Annotated in this window: 12 protein-coding genes; 8 read left to right on the top strand and 4 right to left on the bottom strand. The window is 62.1% G+C overall.

What is annotated here, in order from left to right:
• Positions 1–57 precede the first annotated feature (57 nt).
• The 4 genes from V8J63_RS14615 (at position 58) to V8J63_RS14600 (ending at position 6,545) form a co-directional block, all read left to right on the top strand.
• Positions 58–2,409: a 7TM diverse intracellular signaling domain-containing protein gene (locus tag V8J63_RS14615; protein WP_336464233.1), complete on the top strand. Its 2,352-nt coding sequence runs from the start codon at positions 58–60 to the stop codon at positions 2,407–2,409.
• A gap of 95 nt (positions 2,410–2,504) precedes the next feature.
• Positions 2,505–4,154: an acyl-CoA dehydrogenase family protein gene (locus V8J63_RS14610; protein WP_336464232.1), complete on the top strand. Its 1,650-nt coding sequence runs from the start codon at positions 2,505–2,507 to the stop codon at positions 4,152–4,154.
• Between the two features lie 183 nt (positions 4,155–4,337).
• The gene (amn, locus tag V8J63_RS14605) at positions 4,338–5,837 is read left to right on the top strand and encodes an AMP nucleosidase (protein ID WP_016773051.1); all 1,500 of its coding nucleotides are present in this window, start codon (positions 4,338–4,340) and stop codon (positions 5,835–5,837) included.
• A gap of 111 nt (positions 5,838–5,948) precedes the next feature.
• Positions 5,949–6,545, top strand: a complete 597-nt coding sequence (locus V8J63_RS14600; RefSeq protein ID WP_177180910.1) for a pseudouridine synthase — start codon at positions 5,949–5,951, stop codon at positions 6,543–6,545.
• Here V8J63_RS14600 and V8J63_RS14595 read toward each other — a convergent pair.
• Entirely contained in the window at positions 6,540–6,749 is a 210-nt protein-coding gene (locus V8J63_RS14595; RefSeq protein ID WP_016773053.1) for a DUF2788 domain-containing protein, read from the bottom strand. The two genes, V8J63_RS14600 and V8J63_RS14595, sit on opposite strands and share 6 nt — an antisense overlap.
• A 171-nt stretch (positions 6,750–6,920) precedes the next feature.
• The gene (locus V8J63_RS14590; RefSeq protein WP_007909658.1) at positions 6,921–7,400 is read right to left on the bottom strand and encodes an Lrp/AsnC family transcriptional regulator; all 480 of its coding nucleotides are present in this window, start codon (positions 7,398–7,400) and stop codon (positions 6,921–6,923) included.
• A gap of 449 nt (positions 7,401–7,849) precedes the next feature.
• On the opposite strand from V8J63_RS14590, the gene V8J63_RS14585 reads away from it, so the two are divergent.
• The gene (locus V8J63_RS14585) at positions 7,850–8,788 is read left to right on the top strand and encodes a DUF6515 family protein (RefSeq protein WP_336464231.1); all 939 of its coding nucleotides are present in this window, start codon (positions 7,850–7,852) and stop codon (positions 8,786–8,788) included.
• Here V8J63_RS14585 and V8J63_RS14580 read toward each other — a convergent pair.
• Together V8J63_RS14580 and V8J63_RS14575 are read right to left on the bottom strand one after the other, a co-directional pair.
• Entirely contained in the window at positions 8,782–9,678 is an 897-nt protein-coding gene (locus V8J63_RS14580; protein ID WP_110602883.1) for a cation diffusion facilitator family transporter, read from the bottom strand. The two genes, V8J63_RS14585 and V8J63_RS14580, sit on opposite strands and share 7 nt — an antisense overlap.
• Before the next feature lie 13 nt (positions 9,679–9,691).
• On the bottom strand, positions 9,692–10,111 hold the full coding sequence (locus V8J63_RS14575; protein ID WP_336464230.1) for a polyribonucleotide nucleotidyltransferase: 420 nt from the start codon (positions 10,109–10,111) through the stop codon (positions 9,692–9,694).
• Between the two features lie 110 nt (positions 10,112–10,221).
• On the opposite strand from V8J63_RS14575, the gene hrpB reads away from it, so the two are divergent.
• From hrpB to V8J63_RS14560, 3 genes are all read left to right on the top strand, one after another.
• Complete coding sequence (gene hrpB / locus V8J63_RS14570) at positions 10,222–12,741, top strand: ATP-dependent helicase HrpB (protein WP_336464229.1); 2,520 nt, start codon at positions 10,222–10,224, stop codon at positions 12,739–12,741.
• A gap of 129 nt (positions 12,742–12,870) precedes the next feature.
• Positions 12,871–13,443, top strand: a complete 573-nt coding sequence (locus V8J63_RS14565) for a hypothetical protein (RefSeq protein ID WP_024014429.1) — start codon at positions 12,871–12,873, stop codon at positions 13,441–13,443.
• A gap of 13 nt (positions 13,444–13,456) precedes the next feature.
• Positions 13,457–13,882: a hypothetical protein gene (locus V8J63_RS14560; protein WP_024014428.1), complete on the top strand. Its 426-nt coding sequence runs from the start codon at positions 13,457–13,459 to the stop codon at positions 13,880–13,882.
• Positions 13,883–13,887 lie beyond the last annotated feature (5 nt).

The following is a 13,887-nucleotide window of genomic DNA, read 5'->3' as shown; positions in this document are numbered from 1 at the left end:
ACTCAAAGGGAATGGGGGGCTTCCTGACACAACCGGACGAGCCACGCTGGGGCTTCAATGCGCTATTTGCTGATGTTGCTGTTCTGCTTGCCCCTTATGGCGAGCGCCGTCGAATTCGACGAATTCACCCAGAGCCTGCCACTGGGCCGATCGCTGCAAGTGTTCGAAGACCCGAGCGGTCAGGCGACGATTGCCGACGTCCGTGCGCAAGACGCCGCCGGCCAGTTCAAAGCTCACGACAAAGCCACGCTCAACGCCGGTTACTCGCGTTCGGCGTTCTGGCTGAAGATCGACCTGCATTACCGCCCGAGCAACCCGGCCGCCCAGCGCACCTGGCTGCTGGAACTGGCGTATCCGCCACTCGATCACCTCGATCTTTACTTGCCTGATGCCACCGGTGCATACCGACTGGTGCGCCAGACCGGCGATGCCTTGCCCTTCGCCAGTCGCGAGATCCGCCAGAACAATTACCTGTTCGACTTGCCGTTCAAACCGCATCAACAGCAGACGCTGTACCTGCGATTGGCCAGCGAAGGCTCGATCCAGGCGCCGGTGACGTTGTGGTCGAGCACCGCGTACCTCGAAGACCAACCGGTGCGCCTGTATGTGCTCGGCATCATTTATGGCGTGCTGTTGGGGATGCTGGTCTACAACCTGTTCATCTACCTGAGCGTGCGCGATACCAGCTACCTCTATTACATCTTCTATATCGGCTCGTTCGGCCTCTATCAATTGTCGGTGAACGGCGCGGCGGTTGAGTATTTCTGGCCGGACAACCCATGGTGGGCCAACGCCGCGACGCCATTCTTCATCGGTTGCGCCGGGCTGTTCGGCAGCCAGTTCGCCCGCAGTTTCCTGCAGACCAAGACCCACAGCCCCTGGCTGGATCGCTTGCTGATCGGCCTGATTGCCTTCAGTGCGCTGGTGATCGGCCTGTCGCTGATGACCAGTTACGCCCTGGCCCTGCGCCTGGCGACCACACTGGCGCTGACCTTCACCGTGGTGATCTTCGCCGCCGGGATTCTTGCCTGGTGGCGCGGCTTGCGCGTGGCGCGTTACTTCATCATCGCCTGGTCGGCGTTCCTGCTCGGCGGCATCGTCAATACGCTGATGGTGCTGGGCCTGCTGCCCAACGTATTCCTGACCATGTATGCCAGCCAGATCGGCTCGGCGATCGAGGTGGCGCTGCTGTCGCTGGCGCTGGCCGATCGCATCAACGCCATGCGCGAACAACAGGCGCAGACCTTGTTCGACGCCGGGCAGAAACTCGAAGTGCTCAACCAGCAACTGGCCCACAGCAACAAGCTCAAGGATGAATTCCTCGCCACGCTGACCCACGAACTGCGCACGCCGATGAACGGCGTGATCGGTTCGCTGGAGCTGATGCAGACCGTCGACCTCGATCCCGAGCTGGAGCAATATCAACAGACCGCCGCCGGTTCCGCCCGCGACATGATGCGCATGGTCAATGGCATCCTCACGCTCACTGAATTGCAGGCCGGCAAGCTCAAGGCGACGCCGGGCAGTTTCAGCCTGCGCGCAGTGGTCGAGGCGTTGCGCGTGCAGTTCGAAGGTAATGCGGCGAGCAAGTCGCTGGACTTCAAAGTCGAGGTGCTGCCGACCTTGCCGGATCGCTTGCTCGGGGACAGCGCGAAACTGGCGCAGTGCCTGGAATGCCTGCTGGACAATGCGATCAAGTTCACCCGCGTCGGCGGGTTGGCGCTGCGCGTCACCGGGCGGCCGTCGGCGGATGAGCGCATGGCGCTGTCGTTTGCGGTGATCGACACCGGTATCGGTTTCACTGACCTGGGTGAGGCGACCCTGTATCAGCGTTTCTTCCAGCTCGACGGTTCGATGACTCGCGAATACGGCGGTCTCGGTGTTGGTCTGGCGATCTGTCGGCAACTGGTCGAATTGCTCGGCGGCAAACTCACCCATCGCTCCGAGCCGGGACGCGGCAGCCGCTTCCAGCTCGATGTCGAATTCGAACTGCCGGTGATCGAAGCGCCTGCGGATCAGCCGCCTCGCGATTGCATTCGTGCGCCGCAGGACTGCACAGTGCTGCTGGTGGACGACAACAGCGTCAATCAATTGGTGATGCGCGGCATGTTGCTCAAGCTCGGTTTCCGCGTGCGCAGCGCTGATAACGGCGCCGCCGCGCTGGACTGCCTGCAACGGGAAAGCTTCGATGCAGTGCTGATCGATTGCCAGTTGCCCAACCACGAAGGCGCATCGCTGTGCTGCCAGATCCATGCATTGCCAGGCTGCGCGCATTTGCCAGTGTTCATGCTGGCGCTGGGTGCGGATCGCGAACAATGCGCCCCGGGCGCGGCTATCGACTATCTGCACAAACCGGTGAAATTCGAGGATCTGCAGGCTGCATTGCAGCGCCGCGTGCTGAGTTGCTGATGGGGTAAAAGCGCCGCAAAAACGGCGGCTATGACACTTTGTTCAAAAAAGCACCAGTGCTTAACTGGTGCCATTGCTGAACAAGGAGCGCCGTCATGAACCTGCATCAGTTCGCCGAAACCCACGAAGTCACCAATCAGCCGCCGTCGCTGGACGGCACCAACCTGTACCGCATCGACCTGCCGCTGCAGGAGTGGTCGCGGCGTTTTGGCGCCGGTTGGGCCGAGGCGCGCATCGATGCCTATGGCGCACTCGCGGGTGGGCCGCTGATGGAGGCGGGGTTTCTCGCCAACCAGAACAAACCGCTATTTGCCAGCCATGATCGCTACGGCCATCGCATCGATCTGGTCGAGTTTCACCCGGCTTACCACGAGCTCATGCGCACGGCGATCGAACATGGCCTGACCTCGCTGCCTTGGGCACACCCGCAGGACGGCGCGCATGTCGCCCGCGCGTCGATGACCTATCTGCACAGCCAGGCCGAGGCCGGCAGTGGTTGCCCGCTGACCATGACTTTCGCCAGCGTGCCGGCCCTGCGCTTGCAGCCTGACCTGGCCGAACAGTGGCTGCCGAAAGTCCTCGCCACCGAATACGATCCACGCAACGTCGGCATGGCGCACAAGGCCGGCGTGACCATCGGCATGGCGATGACCGAGAAGCAGGGCGGCACCGACGTTCGCGCCAACACCACCAAAGCCTATCCGGTCGGCGCCAGCGGCCCGGGTCAGGCCTATGAACTGGTCGGGCACAAGTGGTTTTGTTCGGCGCCGATGTGCGACGCCTTCCTGACATTGGCGCAAACCGAAAAGGGCTTGAGTTGCTTTCTGCTGCCGCGCCATCGCCCGGACGACACGCGCAATCAGTTCTACATCCAGCGTCTGAAAAACAAACTCGGCAACCAGTCCAACGCCTCCAGCGAAGTGGAGTTTCGTGGGGCGCTGGCATGGATGATCGGCGAAGAAGGGCGCGGCGTGCCGACCATTATCGAAATGGTGGCGATGACCCGTTTCGATTGCATGGTCGGCTCCAGCTCGCTGATGCGCCAGGCGCTGACCCAGGCCAGCCATCACTGCGCGCACCGCAAGGTCGGCGGCAAATTGCTCAGCGAGCAGCCGCTGATGCAAAACGTACTCGCCGATCTGGCCCTGGAGAGCGAGGCCGCGTTGGCGCTGAGTCTGCGCATGGGCAAGGCGCTCGATCATCTGGATGATCGCCACGAAGCGCAGTTCGCGCGGCTGGTGACGGCAGTGGGCAAATACTGGATCTGCAAGCGCGCGCCAGGAATGATCAACGAAGCCGCCGAATGCATGGGCGGTGCTGGATACGTCGAGGACAGCATCCTGCCGCGCCTGTACCGCGAAGCGCCGGTGAACTCGACGTGGGAAGGTTCGGGGAATGTGCAATGTCTGGATGTGCTGCGCGCATTGTCGAAGGAGCCGGGTGTGTTGGATGTGCTGTTCAGCGAACTGGGCGACGGCCATGGCGACAAGCGTCTGGCCGCGCACATTCAGCAGTTGCAGGCGCAGTTCAAGGACACCAGTGATATTCAGTATCGGGCGCGGCAGTTGACCGAAGACATCGCGCTCGGGTTGCAGGCCAGGCTTCTGTTGGAGGCGGGGAATTCAGCCGTAAGCGATGCTTTCATTGCCAGCCGTCTGAGCGGTGGCGGTCGCGTCTACGGCGCGTTGCCGCGTGGGCTGGACGTTGAAGCGATCGTCGCCCGCTCGACTCCACCGCTTTTCTGACCCACCTCAAATCTCCCCCTGTGGGAGCGAGCCTGCTCGCGAAAGCGGTGTGTCAGTCGACATCTTTATTGGATGATCCACCGCATTCGCGAGCAGGCTCGCTCCCACAGGGGACATCATTGGTCTGCAGATTTAAGTATCGCCACAACGCCACTGTTCCCGTGCGTCCACGATGCAGGCAAGATGAAGCTCTGCAAGTCAGAACACAGGAAGCTGATCGTGACCGAAGCGTTTATTGTCGTTCAAACCGCCGAACAAGCCGTGGATCGTCTGGCCGAGCTGCATGAGCGGGCCACCACTGCGCTGAATTCTGCCCTCAAGCGTTACCTCAAGGACCGCGTCGAGCCCGACGCCGAACAGCGTGCCCTGTTTCGTTATCCCGAACTGCGTCTGACCTACCACTGCCAGGGCGAAGTGCCGCAGACTACCCGCGCTTACGCCAAGGTGCAGTTGCCGGGCACTTACAGCGTCACCGTCACCCACCCGGCGGCGTTTCGCAAATACCTGCTCGAACAACTGACGCCGTTGATGCACGACTTCACCGTGACCGTCGAAGTCGGCGTCAGCCAGCAGAACATTCCTTATCCGTACGTGGTCGAGCAGGGCGATGAACTGGCCGGTTCCGGCGTCACTGCAGCGGTGCTGGCGCGGGTGTTCCCGAGCACGGATCTGTCCGCCGCCACCGATGGCATTGCCGACGGCCTCTACGACTGGGAAAACACCGATCCGCTGCCACTGGCGCTGTTCGACGCCGCGCGCGTGGATTTCTCGCTGCGCCGGCTGGTGCATTACACCGGCAGTGACTGGCGCCATGTGCAGCCGTGGATTCTGCTGACCAACTATCACCGCTACGTCGACCAGTTCATCGTTCATGGTCTGGAGCAGTTGCGCCGCGACCCGCGTTTCGTGCGCATGGTCCTGCCGGGCAACGTGATCATCGAGAAGAGCATGGACCACGGCGAAGCCTCGGCGATTGCCGCCGGTGTGGTCTGGCACCGTTACCAGATGCCGGCCTATCACCTGATCGCCAGCGATGGCCACGGCGTGACGCTGGTCAACATCGGTGTCGGCCCGTCCAACGCCAAGAACATCACCGATCACCTGGCCGTGCTGCGCCCGCATTGCTGGCTGATGATCGGCCACTGCGGCGGCCTGCGTCAGTCGCAGACCATTGGCGATTACGTGCTGGCCCACGCCTACATGCGTCGCGACGGCATTCTTGATCGTGTGGTGCCGCCGAATATTCCCATCCCGGCACTGGCCGAAGTGCAGCTTGCTCTGCAGCAGGCGGCGGCGAATGTCACTGGCGAGAAGGGCGACGATCTGAAGAAGCGCCTGCGCACCGGCACGGTTCTGACCTATGACGACCGTAACTGGGAATTGCGCTGGGCTCAGGAGCGGCCGCTGATCAACCTGTCCCGCGCGGTTGCGGTGGACATGGAAAGCGGCACGATCGCAGCGCAAGGTTATCGCCTGCGTGTGCCTTACGGCACGTTGCTCTGCGTTTCGGACAAACCACTGCACAGCGAAATCAAACTGCCGGGCTCGGCCAACGCCTTCTATGAGCGCGCGGTCAGCCAGCATTTGAAAATCGGCATCGAAGCGGTGGATCTGCTGCGTACCGAACTCAACTCGCTGCACTCGCGCAAACTGCGCAGCTTCGACGAGCCGCCGTTCCGTTAACGGTTAGTCGTGGTCATTTGGCGGTCGGGGCACTAGCATTGTCAGCCCTGATCGCTAAATGTTCTGTCTCTTATGTCCCGTCCCCCGCGTCCACCTTCCCGCCGTCCCGGCATGAAGCCTCAGTCTTCTGCCCCGCGCCGTGTTGCCAAGGCACCACCGGCCGAGCCGAAACTGATCCTGTTCAACAAACCCTTCGATGTGCTGACGCAATTCAGCGACGGTGAAGGGCGGGCGACACTCAAGGATTACATCGATGTGCCGGGGATTTATCCGGCCGGACGTCTGGATCGTGACAGCGAAGGTTTGTTGCTGCTGACCAACGACGGCCAGTTGCAGGCGCGCATCGCCGATCCGAAACACAAACTGGCGAAGACTTATTGGGTGCAGGTGGAGGGCGAGCCGACGGCCGAGCAGTTGCAGCGCCTGCGCGATGGCGTCGAGTTGAATGACGGCATGACCCTGCCCGCCGAAGCGCGGCAACTGGCTGAGCCGCAGTTATGGCCGCGCAATCCGCCGGTACGCTTTCGCGCGACCATACCGACCTCGTGGCTGGAATTGGTGATTCGCGAAGGGCGCAACCGTCAGGTGCGGCGCATGACGGCAGCGGTCGGATTGCCGACGTTGCGTCTGGTGCGGGTCAGGATTGGTGACTGGACCATTGAAGGGCTGGATCAGGGCCAGTGGCGGGAAGTGCCGGCGCGCTTATAAGGCGCCGGATTCAATCAGGCCGATCACCACACTTTTGATGATGAACGCGGCCACGCCCAGGCCCAGCACGAAAAACAGAATGAACGAGCCGAACCGCCCGGCCTTGGACTTCTTCGCCAGATCCCAGACGATGAAACCCATGAAAATGATCAGGATGCTGACCAGACCGGTCATCATCCACTCTTCGAACAGTGCTGGATCCATTGGCGATCTCCGGCGCGGACAGGGCTGAAAGGGCGGCGGCGAGTATACGCCAAGGGCGGATGGCGGGGCATTGATCTGCGTCGCCTGTGCCGGCCCCTTCGCGAGCAGGCTCGCTCCCACAGGTTGAAATGCATTCCAAATGTGGGAGCGAGCCTGCTCGCGAAAGGGATATCAGCTACGCAAATGAGTCAGCGGCAGTTCGGTGCTGTTGAGCACCTGATTCAGCACAAAACTCGACCGCACGCTGGTGACCCCCTCGATCCGGGTCAGGTGCCCCAGCAGTAATTTCTGATAGTGATCCATATCCGGCACCACCACTTTCAACTGGTAGTCAGCATCCACTCCGGTCACCAGACTGCACTCCAGCACTTGCGGCAATGTGCGGATTGCCGCTTCGAAATTCTCGAAGCGTTCCGGCGTGTGCCGGTCCATGCCGATCAGCACATACGCGGTCAGACTCAGCCCGAGCATCTTGCGATCGAGCAATGCAACCTGGCGCGAGATATAGCCATCGTCTTCCAGTTGCTTGACCCGGCGCGAGCAAGGCGAGGGCGACAGACCGATGCGCTCGGCCAGTTCCTGGTTGGAGATACGGGCGTCGCGCTGCAATTCCGCCAAAATACTCAGGTCATACCGGTCGAGTTTGCTCATCAATCTGTCCTTGGTCGTAACTATTGCGGCGGATTATCTATCCAGGGTTAAAAATTGCGCAAGCAGTGTTTAATTGAGCAATTTTCGCAATCCTCTGTCGCGGCTTCAGGCCTATTCTTATCACCAGAATCACTGCTCGGTAACACAGTCCACGCGGCCCGCCCAATCAGGCCCGCCGCGGCCGCCACCCCCACCGGGGATGTGCCGGCCCCCGAGCTGCACACTGTCCAGAAGACGGCGTGAGGTGAGCCGACGTCAAAAGCGTCGAGCCAGGACGAAGTTCTCAGAAGGGAGGCCGACGGGTCTCCCTTTTTTCTTGCCTGTGATTTCATCTTGGCGCCTCAATAAATAAGTCGCGCGACTGATAACCTGTTGCAGAACCCGGTGGGGCTGTTTCGAGTCTCAGCAACAAGCCCTGCCAACGACAGGCTCCCGCAGTGAGGAAAGGCATGAATTCGCGCATCTGGCGTCTGGCCGGTGTTGGTTTGCTGTGTGTGGGGGTCAGTGCGCAAGCGCTGGCCGATGAGCCGCAGAATCGCGGGCCGGGCAACGGGCCGCAGAACGACGGGATCATCCGTGGCGACAACAGCCGTCAGTTCGAGCACAACGGCCAGCCGCATAACAATGACGGTCAATGGCAGAACCGCAACCGTGCCGATGAGCGTCCGCAACCGCCTCGCCAGCCGGGCAACAACCTGCCGATCCAGCCGCGACCCGACGCCGTGCGCCAGACCCAGGAACCGCGTCAGGGTTACTACCGCGACGAGCGCCCGCAAAACGGTTACCACAATCAGCAATGGCAGACGCAGCCGCGTCCCGATGACAACCGCTGGCCGGGACGGCCGAACGGTCATGGCAATGGCTGGGGTCCTGGCCCGCAGTATCGTCCGGGCCATGTGATCGATCGTTTCCCGGATCGTGATTACCGCGTGCCGTATCGCGGTCAGGATTACTTCTATTCCGGCGGCTACTGGTATCGCCCGCAAGGCCCGCGCTACATCGTCGTGCAACCACCGCGCGGGATCCGCGTCCAGTATTTGCCGGATTACGCCCGTGAAGTGTGGATCGGCGGCTCGATGCTGTTCCTCGCCGCCGGCTCGTATTACGCCTATCAAGAGGCGACGCAGGATTACGTGGTGGTCGAGCCGCCGCTGCAGCAACCGCCGCAACCGCAAGCTCAGGGCTATGACGTCGAAGCCTACCCGGCCAACGGCCAGTCGCCGCAGCAAGTGCAGCAGGACGGTTACCAGTGCTCTCAGTACGCGGTGCAGCAAAGCGGTTTCGACCCGCGCGCCGCGACCTATCAACCGGCACCCGAAGTGGTTCAGGCCTATCGCCAGGCGCAGGGCAACTGCCTGAGCAGTCGCGGTTATCAGGTCAATTACTGAGTGCGGGCGGCGAGCACTACTTCCTGTGGGTCAGCGTGCACCAGCACTTCGGCCTTCGGATAGGCCTTGTGAATCGCCGCCGCCGCTTGGTCGCTGATGCCATGGGCGACTGACAGGGTCAGTTCGCCCGGCAGTTCCAAGTGCAATTGCACAAACCAGTGGTTGCCCGAGATCCGCGTGCGCAGGTCGTGCGCACCCAGTACGCCGGGGACGCTGCATGCCAGTTCGAGCATGTGCTGGCTGACATCGGTCGGCAGTTCCTCGTCCATCAACACCGAAAAACTTTCCCGGGCGATCTGAATCGCACTCCAGAAAATGTACACGGCGATCCCCAGCCCGAACCACGCATCCAGTTGCGCAAAACCCATCGCGGCCAACACCAGCGCGATCAGGATGCTGCCGTTGAGCAGCAGGTCCGAACGGTAATGCAGCGAGTCGGCACGCACGGCGTTGGAGCCGGTCTGCTTGATCACCCGGTGCTGCAACATCAGCAGCGCCGCCGTCAGCAGCAGGGAAAACACGATCACACCGATGCTCAGCCACGGTGCGCCAAGCGGTTCCGGCGTCTGCAAGCGTTGGTAGGCCTGAAACGCGATCAGCACCGCGCTGCCACCGATGAACAACGCCTGGGCCATGCCCGCCAGCGATTCGGCTTTGCCGTGGCCATAACGGTGATCATCATCCGCCGGGCGCAAGGCGTAATGCACCGCCAGCAGGTTGAGCATCGAGGTGACTCCATCCAGCGCCGAGTCGGTGAGGCCGGCGAGCATGCTCACCGATCCGCTGAGCCACCAGGCAATCGCCTTGGCGACGATCAGCGTGCAGGCGACCGCCACCGAGGCGCGGGTCGCCAGCCGCAGCAGGCGGGCGTGTTCAGGGCTGGAGGTCATTGAACGTCCTTATTCAAGCAGCCGGTTGCAGGCCGAACATCGCCAGTTGCTGAGTGCTGCCCTTGTGCTGGATCAGGCGCGGGTCGTCGAGAGGAAAGTCTTTACCCAGTTCGCTCTCAAGAATCGCCTGCAACTTGTGATTGTCGACCTGCCCGTCAGGGCCGATGGCTTGCTTGAGCTTGGCCGGATCGATCTGCGCGGTGTGGCCCGGTTCGAAATAGATCGCCCCGGTGGCGAAGTCGACGGCAAACGCGATCAGCCCGGGAATGATGTAGAACAGCAGGCCGACGGCATCGAGCACGGCAATCGCCGGGTCGATCTTGCCGTCGATCTGGCCACGGCGGTCCGGGTAGAAAATCGAACCGCATGCGGTGAGCTGCGTGAGCAAGGTAGCGACCAGAACACCGCCGATCAGGCGAAAAGGTAAGCGCATGGAAATGTCTCCTGAGTCATCAAATAACGAAGCTTCGTCTTGTGAAGTTAAGACCCTGACGAACGCCCGGCAGTTCGCCGTTATACTCGGCCCTCTGTTTGGGAGCCAGCATGATTTCTTTGCCGATCGACGATGTTTTACCCGCCCTGCGTGAAGCCCTCGCGTCACGCCACGAAGCCGTGCTCGAAGCACCGCCCGGCGCCGGTAAAACCACCCGCGTGCCTTTGGCCTTGCTCAACGAAGCCTGGCTGGCCGGGCAGACCATCGTCATGCTCGAACCACGGCGCTTGGCTGCGCGGGCGGCGGCGGAGCGTTTGGCCAGCGAGCTCGGCGAGCAGGTCGGTGAAACCGTCGGCTATCGCATCCGCCTCGACAGCAAGGTTGGCCCGAAGACGCGTATCGAAGTGGTCACCGAAGGCATTCTCACCCGGCGCTTGCAGGACGACCCGGCGCTGGAGGGTGTGGGCCTGCTGATCTTCGACGAATTTCATGAACGCAGTCTCGACGCCGATCTGGCGCTGGCCCTCAGTCTGAACGGTCGCGAGCTGTTTCGCGCTGAACAGCCGCTGAAGATTCTGCTGATGTCGGCCACCCTCGAAGGCGAGCGCCTGGCCGGCTTGCTCGATGACGCGCCGATCCTGCGCAGTGAAGGGCGCATGTACCCGGTGACGATGCGCTGGGGCCGGCCGTTCCAGCCGGGCGAATATATCGACCAGCGCGTTACCCAAACCGTGCTCGAAGCGCTGCACGACGAGACCGGCAGCCTGCTGGTGTTCCTGCCGGGACAGGCGGAGATCCGTCGCGTACATCAGCAACTGGTCGACGCAATCGGCGAGCGCAAAGACGTTCTGCTGTGCCCGTTGCACGGCGAACTCGACCTCAATGCGCAACGTGCAGCGATCGATCCGGCGCCGCCCGGTCAGCGCAAAGTGGTGCTGGCAACCAACATCGCCGAGACCAGCCTGACCATCAACGGCGTGCGCGTGGTCATCGATGCCGGATTGGCGCGGGTGCCGCGCTTCGACCCGGGCAGCGGCATGACCCGCCTCGACACCCAACGCATCTCCAAGGCCAGCGCCACCCAGCGTGCCGGCCGCGCCGGGCGACTGGAGCCGGGCGTGTGTTATCGCTTGTGGTCACAGGATCAGCACGAACAACTGGCGGCTTATGGCAGCGCGGAAATTCTCTCGGCGGATCTGGCCAGCCTCGCTTTGCAACTCGGGCGCTGGGGCGTGACCCCGGGCGAACTGGTCTGGCTCGACATACCGCCCGCCGCCGCGTATGCCCAAGCGCAGGATCTGCTGCAACGCCTCGGCGCCTTGCACGGCGACACGCTGACGGCCCACGGCCAAGCCATGGCCGAACTGCCGGCGCATCCGCGCATCGCGCATTTGCTGTTGCGCGGTCAGGCGCTGGGGCTGGCGGCGATGGCCTGCGATGTGGCGGCGCTGCTCGGCGAGCGCGATATCCTGCGCGGCGCTGGTGCGGATCTGCACAGCCGATTGGTCCTGCTTTCCGGCGAAGAACGTGCCGGTCGTGTCGCGCAGGGCGGGGTGCAACGTGCCCGGCAATTGGCTCGGCAGTATCGCGGCTACTTGCGTGGCAAGCCGAGCGAACCGGTAAACGATCCCGAGCATCCGCGCTGGCTCGGCGCGCTGCTGGCGCTGGCCTACCCGGATCGCGTCGCCCAGCAACGGCGTGCCGGTGGGGCCGAATACCGTTTGGCCAACGGTCGCGCGGCGCTGTTCGCTGAGGCCGATAGCCTGATGAAGCACGAGTGGATCGTCATCGCCGACCTCGGCAGCCGTCAGGGCCAGCGCGAAGAACGCATCTATCTGGCGGCGGATTTCGATCCGGCGCTGTTCGATTCGGTGCTCGCCGAGCAAGTGCGCAGCGTCGATCAACTCGATTGGGATGAACGCGAAGGCGTGCTGCGTGCCGAGCGCCAGCGCAAGGTCGGCGAGCTGATTCTGAGCCGCGAACCGTTGACCGGTCTGGATGAAAACGCGCGCAGTCAGGCGCTGGTCAATCTGGTGCGGCGCAAGGGTCTTGAGTTGTTGCCGTGGACCCCGGAACTGCGCCAGTGGCAGGCGCGGGTGGCGCTGTTGCGTCAGCTCGATCTGAACACTCAGGACGACAGCCAATGGCCGGATGTCAGCGATGCGGCATTGTTGAATACCCTGGAAGACTGGCTGATGCCGTATCTGGGCAAGGTCTCGCGGCTCAGCCATTTCGCCAACCTCGACCTGTCGAGCATCGTGCGTAATCTGCTGCCGTGGCCGCTGCCACAGAAACTCGACGAACTGGCGCCGCATCATTTGAGCGTGCCGTCGGGTTCATCGATTCGTCTGGATTACAGCGAACATCCACCGATTCTCGCGGTGCGTTTGCAAGAGCTGTTTGGTCTGGCCGATACGCCACGAATCGCCGGCGGCCGGCAAGTGGTCAAGCTGCACCTGCTGTCGCCGGCGCGGCGGCCGGTGCAGGTCACGCAGGACCTGGCCAACTTCTGGCGCAGCACCTATGCCGAGGTGAAGAAGGATCTCAAGGGGCGCTATCCGAAGCACTATTGGCCGGACGATCCCTTGGTCGCCGAAGCCACGGCTCGGGCGAAACCACGCGGCACCTGACCCGCAATGGCTGCGCGCCATTAGCCCATCCGTGCTAATTGCCCTTGGTTGTTCCGGCTCGCAAAATCGCCGCCTGAACAATAACAGCCTTGTTGCCTGGCAACTTGCGCCCAAGGAACGGAACTGCCCATGACCTCTTTCTTCAAGCTCAAGAAGTTGATCTTCTTGTCGGCTGCGCTATTGGCCGCCTCCAGTTCGGCCATGGCCGAAGAGCCCAATCCGATTGGCGACTGGTGGATTATCTACGGCAACGGCGTGCCCCAGAAAAACATCATGTACGTCGCCGATGCGACGTCGGTGGTGCCTTCGCAGAAAACCAAAGGCGCGACCATGGTCGCGGTGACGCTGGTGTATGAAGAACCCGGCAAACCGATGATCGACGTCTACAACCTCGAAGCCCAATGCTCTACGGGCAAGGTGCGTTTCATCAATGGCCAGTCCATCGAGCGTTTGGCCTACACCATGCGTCATCTGAAAGTTGCCAACCAATGGCAGACCCCGAAAGAGTTCTGGGTCCAGCAAGCGCTGAAGTTTGCCTGCGCGCCGGGCAGTCGCGCGAAAAACGACATGGCCGCCGTGGGCAAGATGGAATACCTGCAGATGATCGAGATGCTGCAGCAGATGTTTTTCAAGCTCGCGCCGATTCAGCAAAAGAGCCAGATGATGGACAACATCGACAGCCTGCTCGAACTGAAGAAATAAGCCGAGGCATCCAATGACTTACACACGTTTATGGCTGGCAACCCTGCTGGCAGGATTGCTCTTGAGCGGCTGTTCCACTATCGCGCAGAGCCGCTGGGAAGGCCGTGATATGCAGGAAGCACTGGACCTGTTCGGCACGCCCGACGCGATGGCAAAGGAAACCGGGCCGAACGGCGAACCCTTGGCCGTACTGACCTGGCACAAGTCCGCGAGCTGGACCTCCACCGAAGCGGCCGGCACTTCGATGACCCATACCGGCAATGGCATGGTCTACACCGAGCACTATCAACAGGTCGGCCACAGTTCTACCTGCAAGTTGCAGGCGAAGATCAATCAGCAGAAGAAGATCGCCCAGTTCCTGATCGAAGACGGGCGAATACTGCACGGCAAGTGCGCCAATGTCCGCTATGTTCCGGGTTACGTTCCGCCCGGCTTATAAGGGCA

It is taken from the genome of Pseudomonas sp. CCNWLW23, from assembly GCF_037095675.1.
GTDB lineage: Bacteria > Pseudomonadota > Gammaproteobacteria > Pseudomonadales > Pseudomonadaceae > Aquipseudomonas > Aquipseudomonas atacamensis.
Note: the sequence above shows the minus strand (reverse complement) of the source record. Positions and strands in the feature narration are given on the sequence as shown.